Origin of the sequence: Hydrogenophaga sp. T2, assembly GCF_049843535.1 — a bacterium.
GTDB lineage: Bacteria > Pseudomonadota > Gammaproteobacteria > Burkholderiales > Burkholderiaceae_C > Hydrogenophaga > Hydrogenophaga crocea.
In genome coordinates this window covers 132,779-147,741 of record NZ_JBBHZJ010000005.1, presented here as the reverse complement: position 1 = coordinate 147,741, position 14,963 = coordinate 132,779, and the positions used below count along the sequence as shown (strand labels likewise).

Here is a 14,963-nt window from a genome sequence, read left to right as displayed (position 1 = left end):
CTTGCATGGAGTGATGGATGTCGGATCTGGAGGAGCAGCACGCGCCGGTGGCGCCACCCCACATTCTGGTGGTGGACGACGACCCTGCGCTGCGCGATCTTTTGTCGGGCTACCTGGGCGAGTCGGACCTGCGCGTGACCGCGGTGGAGAACGGCCGCGCGATGTTTGCGTTGCTCGACCAGGAGGCCATCGACCTCGTGGTGCTCGACCTCAAGCTGCCCGGGGAAGACGGCCTCACGCTCGCGCGGCGACTGCGCGAACGCGCGCCCATTCCGGTGATCCTGCTCACGGGCCGCGCCGAAGAGGCCGACCGCGTGATGGGCCTGGAGCTCGGCGCCGACGATTACGTGACCAAGCCTTTCAGCCCGCGCGAGCTGCTCGCGCGCATCCGCGCCGTGCTGCGCCGCTACCAGCCGCAGCCCGTGCTCGACACGGTGCGCACCGACAAGCGCCGCGCCTTCCGCTTCGCGGGCTGGGAATTGAACCTGCGCACGCGCCGCCTCACCGCGCCCGACGGCCGCAAGCTCGAACTCTCCAACAACGAATACAGCCTGCTCGTGGCCTTCTGCAGCGCGCCCCAGCGCGTGCTCAGCCGCGACCAGCTGCTCGACCTCTCGCGGCTGCACAACGCCGAGGTGTACGACCGCACGATCGACGTGCAGGTGCTGCGCCTGCGCCGCAAGATCGAGGCCGACCACGCCAAGCCCACGCTGATCGTGACCGAACGCGGCGCGGGCTACCGCTTCGACACGCCCGTGGAGACCCTGGTCTAACGGGAGCCCCCTTGCAGCACACCGCCCCCTTCGGCAACGCCGTGATCACGGGCGCCTGCGGCGGCCTGGGCCAGGCGCTCGCGCGCGCGCTCATCGCCAGCGGCGCGCGCGTGGCCCTGGTGGGTTTGAACCGCGCCACGCTCGACGCGCTCGTGGCCCTGGCGCCCGAACGCTGCCGCGCCTACACGCCCGACGTGAGCGAGCCCGCGGCCATGGCCGCGATGGCGGCCGACTGGCTGCAGCACATGGGCCCGCCCGACCTGGTGGTGGCCAACGCGGGCGTGGCCGGCGGCTTCGACACCGCCGTGCCCGACGACCTGCCCGTGCTGCGCCGCATGCTCGAGATCAACCTGCTCGGCGTGGCCTGCACCTTCTCGCCCTTTCTGGCCGCGCTGCGCGGCCATGCCGCGGCCCGCACCGCCTTCGTGGGCGTGGCCAGCATCGCGGGCTGGCGCGGCATGCCGGGCAACGGCGCGTACTGCGCCAGCAAGGCCGGCCTGATCGCCTACCTGCAAAGCCTGCGCGCCGAGCTGCGCCCCACGCGCCTGACGGTGCACACCGTGAGCCCGGGCTACCTGCGCACCGCGCTCACCGCGGGCAACCGCTTCGCCATGCCCGGCCTGCTCGAACCCGACGAGGCCGCGCGCCGCCTGCTCGCGGGCGTGGCCGCGGGGCGCGAGCACATCGTGCTGCCGCGGCGCATTGGCTGGTTGTCGCGCGCGCTGGGCCTGCTGCCCGCCGCGTGGCACGACCGCCTGCTGCTGCGCCAGCCGCGCAAACCCCGCGCCGGCGAAGCCGGTGCCACCGACATCCCCGGACTCCATCGATGACCACCGCCACCGAACAACAGATCGCCCTCATCGGCGCCGGGCCCTCGGGCCTGGCGGGCGCGCGCTGCCTGCAGAAGCACGGCGTGCCCTTCCAGGGCTTCGAGGCGCACAGCGAGGTGGGCGGGCTCTGGAACATCGGCAACCCGCGCTCCACGGTGTATGCATCGGCGCACCTGATTTCGAGCAAGCGCATGACGGAATTCAGCGAATTCCCCATGCCCGATCACGTGGCCGACTACCCCAGCCACCGCGAACTGCTCGACTACTTCCGCGCCTTCGCCGAGCGCTTCGGCCTCAACGCGCACTACCGCTTCAACACGCGCGTGCTGCAGGTGGCGCCCGAATCGGCCGCGCCCGACACCTTGTGGCGCGTGACCACACAAACCGGCGACGACGCGCCCGTGACCGCGCGCTACAAGGGCGTGGTGGTGGCCAACGGCACGCTCGCCGAGCCCAGCGTGCCGCGCTTCGAGGGGCACTTCAACGGCGAGATCTGGCACACCGCGCGCTACAAATCGGCCACGCAGCTCGCGGGCAAGCGCGTGCTCATCGTGGGCGCGGGCAACTCGGGCTGCGACATCGCGGTGGACGCGGTGCACCACGCCCGCAGCATCGACATCTCGGTGCGGCGCGGCTATTACTTCGTGCCCAAGTATGTGTTCGGCAAACCGGCCGATTCGGTGGGCGGCAAGATCAGGCTGCCGCCCTGGCTGAAACAGCGCATCGACAGCACCATCCTCAAGTGGTTCACAGGCGACCCGGTGCGCTTCGGTTTTCCCAAGCCGAACTACCGCATGTACGAGTCGCACCCGGTGGTGAACTCGCTCATCCTGTACCACATCGGCCACGGCGACGTGGGCGTGCGCGCCGACGTGCAGCGGCTCGACGGCGACACCGTGCACTTCAAGGACGGCAGCGCGCGCGACTACGACCTCATCCTCACCGCCACCGGCTACAAGCTGCACTACCCCTTCCTCGACCACGCGCTGCTCAACTGGCAGGGCATGGCGCCGCGCCTGTACCTCAACATCTTCGCGCCCGGCTTCGACCGCCTGGCCGTGCTCGGCATGGTCGAGGCCAGCGGCCTGGGCTGGCAGGGCCGCTACGAACAGGCCGAGCTCGTGGCGCGCTACTTCAAGGGCCTGGACGATGGCGCGCCGCCGGCCGCCGCGCTCAAGGCCCTCAAGAGCGCCGGCCCCGGGCGCTGGCCCGATCTTTCGGGCGGCTACCGCTACCTGCAGCTCGAGCGCATGGCCTACTACGTGAACAAAGACGCCTACCGCAAGGCCGTGCGCGAAGCCGCCCAGGCCTTGGGTTGATGTGAAGAACCACAACGAGGAGACCCCCGCATGCTGCCTGTGGACGAGATACGGCTGAACTTCAACCCCGCGTCGCTGGCCGTGCTCAACGCGGTGCTGGGGTTCCTGATGTTCGGCATTGCGCTGGACACGCGGGTGGACGATTTCAAGCGCGTGCTGCGCATGCCCCTGGCCTTTGCGGTGGGCATCGTGGCGCAGTTCCTGTTCCTGCCCGCCATCACCTTCGGGCTCACGCTGCTGCTGGGCGTGGGCCCGAGCATCGCGCTCGGCATGATCCTGGTGGCCTGCTGCCCGCCGGGCAATGTGAGCAACATCCTCACCCACCGCGCCAACGGCAACGTGGCGCTCAGCGTGTCCATGACGGCGGTGTCCAACGCCATCGCCATCGTCGCCATGCCGCTGAACTTCGCCTTCTGGGGCGGCCTGCACCCCACGGCCTCGGGCCTGCTCAAAACCATCGCGCTCGACCCGGTGCAGATGGTGGGCCACATCCTGCTCATCATCGGCATTCCCTTCGTGCTGGGCGTGTGGCTCGCGCAGCGTTTTCCCGCGGCCACCGCGCGCTTCAAGAAGCCGGTGCGCATCCTGAGCTTCCTCGCGCTCATCGGCTTCATCGTGGGCGCCATCGCGGGCAACTGGCGCTACTTCCTCGACTACGTGGGCCTGGTGATCGTGGCCGTGGCCATCCACGACGCGCTGGCCTTCCTCATCGGCTGGCTGAGCGCGCGCGCCGTGGGCCTGCCCGACTACGACCGCCGCGCGCTCTCGATCGAGGTGGGCATTCGCAATGCGGGCCTGGGCCTGGTGCTGATCTTCAGCTTCTTCGGCGGGCTCGGCGGCATGGCCGTGGTGGCCGGCGTGTGGGGCTTCTGGGACATCATCGCGGGCATGCTGCTTGCGGGCTGGTGGGGCAAGCGGCCGCTGCAGGGCGGTGTGCCGGAGCACCGCGCATGACGCGGGCCGAGCGCATCCTCATCACCGGGGCCGACGGCTTCCTGGGCCGCGGCCTGGTGGCCGCGCTCGCGCAGCGGCCCGACACCGTGGTGGTGGCCACCGACGTGCGCGAGGTGCCGCCCGAGCGCCGCCTGCCCGGTGTGGAATACCGCGTGCTCGACGTGCGCGACCACGGCCTGGGCGGCGTGCTGGCCGACCACCGCATCGACACCGTGGTGCACCTGGCCTCCATCGTCACCCCGGGCAAGGGATCGACCCGCGAGCTGGAGTACGCGGTGGACGTGGGCGGCACGCGCAACGTGCTCACCGCCTGCCTTGCGCACGGCGTGCGGCACCTGGTGGTGTCGTCGAGCGGGGCGGCCTACGGCTATCACGCCGACAACCCCGCGTGGATCACCGAAGACCACCCGCTGCGCGGCCACGAGGCCTTTGCCTACGCGCACCACAAGCGCCTGGTGGAAGAGATGCTGGCCCAGGCCCGCCGCAACCACCCCAACCTTGCGCAAACCGTGCTGCGCATCGGCACGATATTGGGCGAGCGCGTGGACAACCAGATCACCGCCCTGTTCGAAAAGCCGCGCCCCATTGCCATTGCGGGCAGCGACAGCCCCTTTGTGTTCGTGTGGGACGAAGACGTGGTGGGCGCGCTGCTGCACGCCCTGAGCGGCGAAGCGCCCCCCGGTTGCTACAACCTCGCGGGCGACGGCGCGCTCACCATCCACGAAATTGCCGCCCGCCTGGGCAAGCGGCCGCTGGTGCTGCCCCCGCGCCTGCTGCGCGTGCTGCTCACCGTGGGGCAGGCGCTGGGCGTCTCAAGGTATGGGCCCGAGCAAATCGACTTTTTGCGGTATCGGCCGGTGTTGCTGAACACGGCGCTGAAACGGCGGTTTGGGTATGTGCCCAAGAAGACGAGTGCGCAGGCGTTTGAGGCGTTTGTGGCGGCGAGGGAGGGGCAGGGGAGGAGGCTGTGACTGGGGGCGGTGGTGCTTAATAGCAAATCAGCGGTTGCCGGCGGTCAGCCATCTCGCGCTCGCTGGCTGCTATCCGCTAAAGGCTGGCAGACGCACGGGCGCCAGTTAGGGCTCGGTCGTTTTTCGCACTATGCAGTCACGGCATCGATTGCCGCAACAACTGAGTCGATGAACTGGCGAACGCTAGCCACATCCCCGGCGGAAATGGGCCAAGGCGTCCTTGGCGACGATGGCTGCAAGTCGCCTTCGTGGACTATCTTGTTTCTTCTACGGACGATCTGTGTGAGCTGAAGCTTAATGGCGTTCGCTGGACTTGCTTTGGTGGCGTTGGTCGCGCCAAATTGGAGTGCCACGGAAGGCCATAGCTCTACGGAGCTGAAATTGCGCACTCCCGCAGCAACATCATCAGGATATTGGTAGGTGGCACGCTCAATCTGCGCTCTTACTGCAAGGTCAAAGGCTGCGCTCCTAGTAGCCTTCGATGTTGCCTCGGCGATTCGACGTGCCGTTTCCGTGGAGAGCAGGAAGCGATTGAAACCATCACAGCTTGGCCGTGCCCCGTCGAAGATCTGAACCATTCTCTGGGCTACCAACTCGTGCACAAATAAGTCGAGTGCACTGACGCGGGCAGCCCATTCCGCGCGGAGAAGCTCATCGGAGTTCACGGCCGCTGTTGCATTAGCCGAAACATAGGCCTGAATGCTCAACAGGTGATCGGCACGCAGACACACCTGTTGGTAGAGTTGAATCGGTGTCACGGCGCCTAGGCTGTGAGCTTAAAGACTCGCTCAGCGCACTCCTCCAGCAAGCCCGCGAAACCATCCATATTCTTTTTGGCCGTCGCCCAGACGGCCCCACCTTGCTGAATCTGTGTCTCAGTCAAAGCAAATACGGGTGTTTGATGCTCTTGCGAGTATGCAATGAGGCTATTGAAGTCCTGCATCTCAAGCAGTGGCTGCCATGGATCAAAGCCGGTGCGAGCCTTAAAGTCTTTAGCGTCAACCATCTTGGCCGCTTCCAGTGCTGGCACCAGCGAGTCCTTCAGACCTGCGACCAACTGATCAATCCAGTGTTGAAACGCTTTACTAGCTCCGCCATTGCGAGGCCGGTACTTCTGAATAACAGCCCCGATGAACTGTGCCTTCGGTTCAGGGAACGGATAGTCTGCCTTCGCAAGGACATCGATGTTGAATGCCGTCTCAGCCCATGCGCGCCATCGTGGCAATGTTGCTGCGAGCGAATCTAGTGCCATTGCAGAAAAGTAGTCGGGGTGCAGCGGGACCAGAAAATAATCGCAGGTGGCAATTAAATTTTGATTGACAGGCCCGAGGCTTGGGCTCATATCGACTAACACATAATCTGCGTTGTATTTGGCTCCGGTCTGATTCAAAAGGTAGCGAATCGATCCTGGCAAATTTCGCAGCGCGAGCAGCGAGCCACTAAGCTCTTGCGCGATTCCAAGCGTTGTTTCGTACTCGGCCAGCCTTATGTGGCCAGGGATCAAAAGGAGGTTATCGTTGCCTTTGACCTGCTCACAGGCCACAGCGGTAATCGCTCGCGGCTGGGATTCGAAGGCAGGGGCCAAGCCATCCTTAACGTTGTTGGGCGGCGCACCGTCGTAAATTGCCGCTAGGTCGTCTAGGCCCTTAAAGCCCATAACCATTCCGGTGAGGTTGCACTGCGGATCGAAGTCCGCGAGGATGACCTTTTTTCCCATAGCGGCCATCATCCAACCGAGATTGAAGGCAGTAGTCGTCTTACTTACGCCGCCCTTATGGTTGAAGAGACAGATAATTTTTGTCATGGTGTACGTTGACCGCTCGTTGTGATCCTAAAGATTATCGGGCGCGACAGCGGAACGGCGAGGACGTACCGAGTGCGATTACCAAGGCGTACTGAGGCGGGGCGGGCCACGTGCCGTGCCGCGGTTTGCCTATCAACCGCCGTTTGTTCTTTGGTCAGTCGATCTGCTTGGGTAAGGTTCGGACGTCGATTCCCTGTGTCGAAACATTGAAATCACTCAATGGCAATCGTACGCAGAAGTCCCAACCGCCTCATTCACCGTTCACCCACCCTTATATCCGCCGCCCGATCCCCACACCGCGACCCATCCTTGGCCGTCTGCCATGACCGATCGCAGGATTGCGCATACGACAGCGCGGCGAACGCCGTGAACATCGTCGCTGCTTTAGGAAGTGCAATGCGTTTCATAAGGCCTCCCGAATCTAGAAAACCTAGCCTAGGGGTGCAATGCACGCTTGCCAACAGGGCTCCCACCTAATGGCGTGCGAACGATCACACCGCCGCCTCATACATCCCTCAGTTGGGGGATATGGGTTCGGTGAACTGTGCAGAAGACGCGCGCGCACGCCGTTCTGCACCGTGCCTCCATTCACCAGTGCCTATCGATGAAAAACTGGATCGCCTGAGCTGCCTCGCGCACGTCCCACAAGAACGCCCGCGGGTCACGATGCATAAATCGCTTCCCGATGCCGGTTGAGGCTGGCCAGCACGTAAGGGTTGCGCACCGCATCGGGCTCGATCAAATCGACGCCCCGCCCCAGCACCTGTTCGAGTTCGGCCTTGGCACCGAAGTAGGTGTGCAGCCCGGGTTGCGCATCGGGCGCGTACTCCACCAGAAAGTCCGCATCGCTGGTTTGCGGGTCGAAGTCGTCGCCCCGGGCCGCCGAGCCCACCACTTCCAGCCGGCGAATGCGGTAGCGCTCGCAGATGGCGGCGATGGCGGCGCGGTGCTGGGCGATGGCGGCGTGCATGCGCGCCAGTGTAGCGGCGGGGGCCGCAGCGAAGCGAGGCGCTCAGCCCGCCGCCAGCTCCCGCTGAAACACAAACCCGTCCGAATAAAAGAACCCCGCATCCGCCCCGTGCGCCACCAGCGTCTTCTTCGCGTCGGCAATCATCGCGGGCGAGCCGCAGAGGTAGAACGCGCATTCGCCGAGCTGTTCGCCCAGGTCTTGCACCACGGCGTGTTGCACGTGGCCGCGGCGGCCGGTCCACGCATCGCCCGCGCGTGAGAGCACGGGCACGTAGTTGAATTCGTAGAGGCCTTCGCCCCATTGGGCGATTTCGTCGTGCAGGTACAGGTCGGCCTCGGTGCGCGCGCCCCAGTACAGGCTCACGGGCGGGCAGTCGGGGTCGCCTTGCAGGGCTTCGAGCATGGCCTTGAGCGGGGCCAGGCCGGTGCCGGTGGCCAGCATCACGATGGGGCGGTAGTCCTGCGGGCGCAGGCAGAAGCTGCCCAGGGGCAGCTCCACCTCCAGCGCGTCGCCGGGCTGCAGTTGCGCAAGCTCGCCGTCGGTGAAGCGGCCGCCCGCAATGCGGCGAATGTGAAAGTCCACCACCGCGCCCTTGGGGGCCGAGGCCATCGAGAAGCTGCGGTGGCCGCCGTCGGGCAGGTGCACGTTCATGTACTGGCCGGGGCGGTAGCTGAAGCCGGCGTCCACGGGCAGTTCCAGGCAGAGGCGGGTCACGTCGCTGCACAGGGGCTGCACGCTGTCCACGCGCGCGAGCAGGCGCTGCGGGGGCGTGCCCAGGTCGGGCGGGTCGGCGCTCAGCACCAGGTCGCTGCAGGCGCGGGCCTGGCACAGCAGGGCCTGGCCCGCGGCGGCTTCTTCTTCGCTCAGGCCCATGGGCAGTTCGTCGTCGTAGCGCACCTCGCCTTGCACCACGCGCACGCGGCAGGTGCCGCAGCCGCCCGATCGGCAGTCGTAGGCAAAGGGCACGTCGCTGCGGCGCGCTGCGCTCAGCACGGCCTCGTCGCTCTCGGCCTCGAAGCTGTGGCCGGTTTCGAGCCAGGTGATGCGGTGGGCCATGCGCCTTGCTCCTGAAATCAGAGCTTGAGGTCGGCTTTCACCTGCACCTGCAGGCCTTGTGCGGCCAGCAGGTCTTGCAGGGCCTGCAGCGCGGCCACGCCGCAGGCGGTGTCCTGCTCGCCGTTGCCGCCGCTCAGGCCCACGCCGCCCACCACCTCGCCATTCACCACGATGGGGAAGCCGCCCACGAACACGGCGAACTTGCCTTCGAAGCTCCACTGGATGCCGAAGGCTTCGTTGCCGGGCAGGGCGGGGCCGTTGGGCGGGGTGTTGAAGAGGTGGGTCGAGCGCTTGTGGCCGGCCGCGGTGAAGGCCTTGTTCCAGGCGATCTGCGGGCCGGTCACGCGGGCGCCGTCCATGCGTTCGAGCACGATGGGGAAGCCGCCTTCGTCGGTGATGCACACCGTCTCGGGCACGCCCAGGGCCTGGGCTTTTTCAAGGGCGGCGGCGGCCATGGCGCGCGCTTCGGGCAGTTGCAGTTTGAGGGCTTGTTTCATGGGGCTGTGTGCAATGCGTTGGGGCTCAAAGGCCGCGGTAGACCACCTTGGTCTGCGTGAAGAATTCCAGGCCCACGCGGCCCGACTCGCGGAAGGTGGAGGTGCTCGAGTTCTTCATGCCGCCAAAGGGCGCGTTCACCAGGTTGCCGGTGGTGGTGCGGTTGATCTTCACCGTGCCCGACTGGATCTCGTTGGCGAAGGCGTGCATGTAGCGCGGGTTGCGCGTGGCGATGGCGGCCGACAGGCCGTACTCGCTGTCGTTGGCCTTGGCCATGGCGTCGGCGAAGTCCTCGGCCTCGATCACGGCGATCACGGGGCCGAAGATTTCCTCGCGCGCGATGCGCATGTCTTGCGTCACGTTGTCGAACACGGCGGGCGTCACGTAAAAGCCCTTGTCGAAGGGTTCGCCCGTGAGGCGTTCGCCGCCGCAGAGCAGGCGCGCTTCGGCGCGGCCGATCTCCAGGTAGCGCAGCACGGTTTCGAGCTGCTTGGCGGTGGCCAGCGGGCCCAGGTCCATGCCGGGCTGGGTGCCGGGGCCGATCTTCAGGCCCTTCACGCGCTCCACCAGCTTCTCGGTGAAGGCGGCCTTGACGCTCTTGATCGCGATCACGCGGCTGGTGCCGGTGCAGGCCTGGCCGGTGAGCGAGAAGCCGCCCTTGATGGCGAGGTCGACCGCTTTGTCGAGGTCGGCGTCTTCCATCACGATCAGCGGGTTCTTGCCGCCGAGCTCCATCTGCAGCCGCGTGGTGAGGTGCACCGTGCGGTGGATGTGCATGCCCGCCTGCGTGGAGCCCGTGAACGAGATGGCGCGGATGGATTTCGAGGTGGTGATGATCGGGCCCACGTCACCGGCGCGGCCGGTGATGTAGTTGATGACGCCCTTGGGAATGCCGCCCTCGATCAGCGCCTCCACCAGCCGCAGGCCGCTGAGCGGCGCGTCCGACGAAGGCTTGAACACGATCGTGTTGCCCGTGATCAGCGCGGGCGCGATCTTTCGCGCGGGGATGGACGCGGGGAAGTTCCAGGGCGAGATCACCGACACCACGCCCAGCGGCTCGCGCTGGCTGTAGACCATCATGTCGGCGTCGTCCTGCACATAGGTCTCGCCGCCGAAGGTCTGGCCTTCGGTGGCGTAGAAGCGGAAGGTCTGGGCGGCGCGCAGGAATTCGTCCTTGCCTTGCGCCACCGGCTTGCCTTCTTCCCGGCTGAGCTCTTCGCCAAAGCGCTGGGCGTTGGCTTCGAGGTAATCGGCCGCCTTGTTCAAGACCTTGGCGCGCTGGCTCACGGGCGTTTTGCGCCAGGTCTCGAAGGCGGCCGTGGCCGCGTTCACGGCGTCTTCCGCGTCGATCGCGGTGGACGCCTGGAAGCGGCCCACCGTGTCATCGGTGTTGGCCGGGTTGGTGTTGTCGAAGGTGCGGGCGCCGCGGCACTTCAGCCATTGGCCATCGATGTGGTTGAGGAACTCTTCGGTCTGCATGTGTGCGGCTCCGGGGGGCTGTCGACGCGCGGGCGATCAGGCGGCTTTGGCCAGCGGCATCAGGCTGGGGGCCACGTAGTCGTTGTAGAGCGCGGTGGTGTAGAGCAGGCGCATTTCGGCGCCGATCTCGCAGATGCGCAGGCAGCGCTTTTGCAACTCGGGCGTGTTGGCGTGCTCGAGCACGATCTGGTAGCCGCGCTCGCCGTGGATCTCGTCGGACACGATGTGCAGGTCGAAGAACTCGACCTCTTCATCGGTGAAGCCGTACTTCTCGCGCAGCGTGGGGGTCTGCTTGCGGTAGATCGAGGGCACCTGCGATTCCAGGCCCACGACCAGGCCGGCCACAGCCACCACCGGGTCTTCGCGCATGGCCACGGCGTAGCACCAGCTTTGCAGGGCGCGCGTGGTGGCGCTCATGTTGTCGGGGTCGACGATGCGCTCGCGCGTGGTGCCGCAGGCTTCGCCGAAGCGGATCAGCAGGTCGGTGTGGCGGTCGCCGCCGATCTCTTCTTCATACATGTTGGCCAGCAGGAAGTCCTTGGCCTCGGTCATGTGGTCGGGCGTGCGCGCGTACAGGTAGCCCAGGTAGTCGGCGAACGGGCCCACGTAGTGGTAGTGGTTCTCGGCCCAGCGCGCGAGGTGCTCGCGCGAGAGCGTGCCGCCGGCCCAGGCCAGGCTGAAGGGGGACTGGTTGGCGCTCTTGCCTTTGATGGCGTTTTCGAGGGCGGTGCGGAATTCGTCGCGGGAAAGCAGTGCGGACATGGTGGGCTCCTGAGGGGTGGAAGGTGTGGAGACAGCGGCTTCGGGGCTGTGCTCACCCCGATTGGCGTATACAGTATACATAGCGAGATCCAAAGCGGGGTTTTCCGAGCCATCCGTAAGGAAATCACTCAGAACTGTTGAAAGTATACTGTATACTTTCAATGCGAATCCGTCCCTCCACCCCTTCCGCCCATGCCCATCGTCACCTTCCACAAGAACGGCCAGACCTACCGCGACGAGGTCCAGCCCAAGACCAACCTGGTGGTGCGCGCGGGCATCAAGGCCTACCCGTATCCCCACCTCAAGTACGAGTGCGGCATGGGCAAGTGCTCCAAGTGCGCCACCCGCGTGATCGCCGGGGCCGAGCACCTGCCGCCGCCGAACTGGAAAGAGAAGAAACAGCTCGGCGAACGGCTCGAGCAGGGCTGGCGGCTCACCTGCCAGCTCTGGATCGAGCACGACATCGAACTGCTGCAGGAATGAGCCCCGCCATGTACGTGATCCTCACCACCAAGCCCGGCCAGTTCCGCACCGAAGCGGGCGAAGGCCTGCAGCCCATCGAAGCCTGGGACTACGTGTTCTTCGGCCGCGTGAAGGCGCGCTTCCTCATCGCCGAGCTGCTCACGCCCACCCGCGTGCGCGTGATCGACGAGGGCGAGCCCGTCACCGTCAATTCGGTGCCGTCGAAATTCCTCGAATCCTTCCAGAGCCTGGACGCCGCGCGCCGCGAACTGCAGCACCTGTGCAGCTTCGGCAGCATGCAGGCGAGCCTGCAGCCGCGCGACACGGCCACGTTCAACGCCCCGGCCTGAGCCCCATGAGCACCGTCAACATCACCTTCATCAGCAACGCCGGCAAGCAGGTCAGCGCCCCCGAGAACAGCAACCTGCTGCGCGTGTCGCTGCGCGAGAAGGGTGGCATTCCGTTCAAGTGCGGCGGCGGCCTGTGCGGCACCTGCAAGTGCCGCATCGAAGAAGGCCTGGCCAACACCGACGACGTGAAGGCCAAGGAACGCAAGCACCTGAGCGAGGCCGACCTCGCCGCGGGCTACCGCATGGCCTGCCAGACCTTCGTCAAGGGCGACATCGCCGTGTCCTGGTGAACGCCATGGACTGGCTGACCAACGACCTGGTGCAGGGCGTGAGCGGGGCGCATTACCTCGCGGCCGGCCTGCTCGTGGTGGTGGGCGCCTGTTTGCAAGGCGTGAGCGGCCTGGGCTTTGCCATGTTCAGCGCGCCGCTGGCGGCCATGTGGTTCCCCGAACTCGTGCCCGGTCCGCTGCTGGTGCTGAGCTGCCCGCTCGCGCTCATGGGCGGCCTGCGCGACCGAGAGGCCATCCAGTGGCCGCTGGCCGGCGTGGCCGTGGTCGGCCGCCTGGGGGGCACGGTGCTCGCGGCCGCGTGCCTGGTGATGCTGTCGGTGCAGACCCTGTCGCTGCTGTTCGCGCTGCTCATCCTCACGGGCGTGAGCCTGAGCCTCACGGGCTGGCGCGTGATGCCCACGCGGCGCAACATGGCCGTGGCGGGCCTGGCCTCGGGGATGATGGGCACCATCACCTCGGCCGGCGCGCCGCCGTTCGCCATCGCCATGCAGAACATGGGCGCAGCGCAGTTGCGCGGCACCTTCGGCGCCATCTTCTTCATCGGCTCGGCGGTGTCCATCGCCGTGCTCACCGTGGTGGGCCGCATGGGCGCGCACGAATACCTGCTGAGCGCGCTGCTCATGCCCTGGATGTTCCTGGGCTTCTTCGCGTCCAACCCCATCAAGCGCCACGTTCCCGCGCCGCTGGTGCGCAAGCTGCTGCTGGCCATGGCGGCCATCGGCGCGCTCGTCGTCCTGTTCCGCACCCTGACCGCCTGAAAGCCCCCATGCAACACATCACCGACGCGATGGTCGACGCCACCATCGGCCCCGAGCAGGCCCAGGCCGTGCTCGAAGACGCGTTCGCGCGCTTCGGCCGCGGCGAGGCCGCGATGCAGACGCGCGTGCGCACCGAGGCCGGCGGCATCAAGCTCTCGACGCTGGGCGCGGTGGTGCCGGGGCAGGGCGTGGTGGGGGCCAAGGTCTACACCACGCTGCAGGGCCAGTTCACCTTCGTGATCCTGCTGTTCGCCGCCGACGACGGCCGCGCGCTGGCCTCGTTCGACGCCGGCGCCATCACGCGGCTGCGCACCGCCGCGTGCTCGGTGATCGCCGCGCGCCGCCTGGCGCGCCCCGATGCGCAGGTGATGGCCTTGTACGGCGCGGGCGTGCAGGGCCGCATGCACGCGCAGCAGATGGCCGCCGCGTTCCCGCTGCGCGAGATCCGCGTGAGCGATCCGTATGCCCCCGCCACGCTGGCCGACGAACTGCAGGCCGCCTGCGGCGTGCCGGTGCGCCTGGTGGCGCCCGAGACCGCGGTGGAGGGCGCCGACATCGTGGTCACGGCCTCGCGATCGACCACGCCGCTGTTTCGCGGCGAGCAACTGGCCGAGGGCAGCTTCGTGGCCGCCATCGGCTCGAGCCTGCCGCACACGCGCGAGCTCGACGACACGGCGCTGCGCCGCGCGTCCCGCATCGCGGTGGAGTGGAAGCCCCAGACCCTGAAAGAGGCCGGCGATCTCGTGCTGGCCGCGCCCGGCCTGGTCACCGAAGAGCGCCTGGTGGAGCTCGGCGAGCTGGTGGCGGGCCTGCAGCCCGGCCGCCAGGACCCGCGCGAGATCACGCTCTACAAGTCGGTGGGCGTGGGCCTGGAAGACGTGGCCCTGGCGGGCCTGGTGTGGCAGCGGATGCAGGCCGGCCAGGCCTGAGCGAACCCCGCCCGGCGGGGGGGGTGCTCCTCAGGGCTCCATCTGCGCCGCGTTGTACACGTGGCGCATCGCGAGCAGCGAGGCGAGTTCGGCATCGCCCTTGATCACCGCGCGCAGGATCGCGGCGTGCTCGTCCCAGTTCTGCTGACCGCGCCCGCGGTTGAGCGGCGCGAACAGCAGCGCGGTTCGGTCACGCAGCGAGCGCATGAGTTCCTGCAGCACCGAGTTCGCGGCGATGCTGCCCAACGCGTCGTGGAAGCGCTTGTTCATCTCGAGCAGCGCGGCCTGGTCGTCGCTGTCGATCAGGCGGCTGCCCTCGGCCAGGATGCGCTCCATCTCGGCGATCTGCTTCGCATCGTGGCGCTGGGCCGCGAGCTTGGCGTTGAGGCCTTCCAACGTGGCCCGCACCTCGACCAGTTCGCGCACCTGTTCGGGGCTGAAGGCGGTGACGGAAGCGCCGCGGCGCGGCTCGATGGTGACGATGCCCTCGGCCGCGAGCTGGCGCAGCGCCTCGCGCACCGGCATGCGCGACACCCCGAGTTCTTCGGACAGCTTGCTTTCCACCAGGCGTTCGCCCGGGGGAATGGAGCCGCTCATGATGCGTTCGCGCAGGGCCTCGACGACCAGGGTGGTCAGAGGCGAATGGCTGGCCCCGAGGGAGGCTTCCTTTCTGGGCAGTGTCATGGCGTGGTCCGGGCTCCGTGGGGGTGGCGACAGGCAAGGTCCGGTCGGGCCCGAAGCCGGTGGATTCTATGCGAGCG

General features: G+C 67.1%; 18 protein-coding genes. 10 read left to right on the top strand and 8 right to left on the bottom strand.

Annotated elements, in window-relative coordinates; all coding sequences use genetic code 11:
- Window positions 1-17: 17 nt before the first annotated feature.
- From WDZ95_RS13485 to WDZ95_RS13465, 5 genes are read left to right on the top strand one after another with little or no spacing between them, the layout of a single operon-like run.
- A complete protein-coding gene (locus WDZ95_RS13485) occupies window positions 18-773 on the top strand; it encodes a response regulator (RefSeq protein ID WP_425779173.1) in 756 nt (251 codons plus the stop codon).
- Between the two features lie 11 nt (window positions 774-784).
- Window positions 785-1,603, top strand: a complete 819-nt coding sequence (locus WDZ95_RS13480) for an SDR family NAD(P)-dependent oxidoreductase (protein ID WP_425779171.1) — start codon at window positions 785-787, stop codon at window positions 1,601-1,603.
- Window positions 1,600-2,922 carry a flavin-containing monooxygenase gene (locus WDZ95_RS13475; RefSeq protein ID WP_425779169.1) on the top strand — a complete coding sequence of 441 codons (1,323 nt, stop codon included), beginning with the start codon at window positions 1,600-1,602 and terminating at the stop codon, window positions 2,920-2,922. Before WDZ95_RS13480 ends, WDZ95_RS13475 begins: the two co-directional genes overlap by 4 nt.
- A gap of 30 nt (window positions 2,923-2,952) precedes the next feature.
- Window positions 2,953-3,876 carry a bile acid:sodium symporter family protein gene (locus WDZ95_RS13470; RefSeq protein ID WP_205710657.1) on the top strand — a complete coding sequence of 308 codons (924 nt, stop codon included), beginning with the start codon at window positions 2,953-2,955 and terminating at the stop codon, window positions 3,874-3,876.
- Window positions 3,873-4,847 carry an SDR family oxidoreductase gene (locus WDZ95_RS13465; RefSeq protein ID WP_425779167.1) on the top strand — a complete coding sequence of 325 codons (975 nt, stop codon included), beginning with the start codon at window positions 3,873-3,875 and terminating at the stop codon, window positions 4,845-4,847. The genes WDZ95_RS13470 and WDZ95_RS13465 overlap by 4 nt, the downstream gene beginning before the upstream one ends.
- A gap of 128 nt (window positions 4,848-4,975) precedes the next feature.
- Here WDZ95_RS13465 and WDZ95_RS13460 read toward each other — a convergent pair whose 3' ends face one another.
- The 7 genes from WDZ95_RS13460 to WDZ95_RS13430 form a co-directional block, all read right to left on the bottom strand.
- Window positions 4,976-5,605, bottom strand: coding sequence for a HEPN domain-containing protein (locus WDZ95_RS13460; protein WP_425779165.1), 630 nt, complete (start codon window positions 5,603-5,605; stop codon window positions 4,976-4,978).
- A 5-nt stretch (window positions 5,606-5,610) separates the two neighbouring features.
- A complete protein-coding gene (locus tag WDZ95_RS13455) occupies window positions 5,611-6,651 on the bottom strand; it encodes a ParA family protein (RefSeq protein WP_425779163.1) in 1,041 nt (346 codons plus the stop codon).
- A gap of 661 nt (window positions 6,652-7,312) precedes the next feature.
- Window positions 7,313-7,621, bottom strand: coding sequence for a nucleotidyltransferase family protein (locus WDZ95_RS13450; protein ID WP_425779161.1), 309 nt, complete (start codon window positions 7,619-7,621; stop codon window positions 7,313-7,315).
- A gap of 42 nt (window positions 7,622-7,663) precedes the next feature.
- Window positions 7,664-8,677 (bottom strand): 2Fe-2S iron-sulfur cluster-binding protein, encoded by a 1,014-nt coding sequence (locus tag WDZ95_RS13445; protein WP_425779159.1) that lies wholly within the window; start codon window positions 8,675-8,677, stop codon window positions 7,664-7,666.
- 17 nt (window positions 8,678-8,694) lie between these two features.
- On the bottom strand, window positions 8,695-9,174 hold the full coding sequence (locus tag WDZ95_RS13440; protein WP_166228404.1) for a GlcG/HbpS family heme-binding protein: 480 nt from the start codon (window positions 9,172-9,174) through the stop codon (window positions 8,695-8,697).
- 25 nt (window positions 9,175-9,199) lie between these two features.
- Window positions 9,200-10,651, bottom strand: coding sequence for an aldehyde dehydrogenase family protein (locus WDZ95_RS13435; RefSeq protein ID WP_166228403.1), 1,452 nt, complete (start codon window positions 10,649-10,651; stop codon window positions 9,200-9,202).
- 36 nt (window positions 10,652-10,687) lie between these two features.
- Window positions 10,688-11,413 (bottom strand): TenA family transcriptional regulator, encoded by a 726-nt coding sequence (locus WDZ95_RS13430; RefSeq protein WP_166228401.1) that lies wholly within the window; start codon window positions 11,411-11,413, stop codon window positions 10,688-10,690.
- A 192-nt stretch (window positions 11,414-11,605) separates the two neighbouring features.
- Between WDZ95_RS13430 and WDZ95_RS13425 the strand changes: the two genes are divergently transcribed.
- The 5 genes from WDZ95_RS13425 to WDZ95_RS13405 are packed head-to-tail and all read left to right on the top strand — an operon-like array spanning window position 11,606 to window position 14,202.
- Window positions 11,606-11,896: a 2Fe-2S iron-sulfur cluster-binding protein gene (locus WDZ95_RS13425; RefSeq protein WP_166228399.1), complete on the top strand. Its 291-nt coding sequence runs from the start codon at window positions 11,606-11,608 to the stop codon at window positions 11,894-11,896.
- Window positions 11,893-12,225: a ferredoxin gene (locus WDZ95_RS13420; RefSeq protein WP_425779155.1), complete on the top strand. Its 333-nt coding sequence runs from the start codon at window positions 11,893-11,895 to the stop codon at window positions 12,223-12,225. Before WDZ95_RS13425 ends, WDZ95_RS13420 begins: the two co-directional genes overlap by 4 nt.
- A gap of 5 nt (window positions 12,226-12,230) precedes the next feature.
- Window positions 12,231-12,515: a 2Fe-2S iron-sulfur cluster-binding protein gene (locus WDZ95_RS13415; RefSeq protein WP_166228395.1), complete on the top strand. Its 285-nt coding sequence runs from the start codon at window positions 12,231-12,233 to the stop codon at window positions 12,513-12,515.
- Window positions 12,516-12,520: 5 nt separating this feature from the next.
- Window positions 12,521-13,273 (top strand): sulfite exporter TauE/SafE family protein, encoded by a 753-nt coding sequence (locus WDZ95_RS13410; protein ID WP_425779153.1) that lies wholly within the window; start codon window positions 12,521-12,523, stop codon window positions 13,271-13,273.
- An 8-nt stretch (window positions 13,274-13,281) separates the two neighbouring features.
- Entirely contained in the window at window positions 13,282-14,202 is a 921-nt protein-coding gene (locus WDZ95_RS13405; RefSeq protein ID WP_425779151.1) for an ornithine cyclodeaminase family protein, read from the top strand.
- 30 nt (window positions 14,203-14,232) lie between these two features.
- Here the strand turns inward: WDZ95_RS13405 and WDZ95_RS13400 are convergent, their stop codons facing one another.
- A complete protein-coding gene (locus tag WDZ95_RS13400) occupies window positions 14,233-14,886 on the bottom strand; it encodes a GntR family transcriptional regulator (RefSeq protein WP_425779149.1) in 654 nt (217 codons plus the stop codon).
- Window positions 14,887-14,963 lie beyond the last annotated feature (77 nt).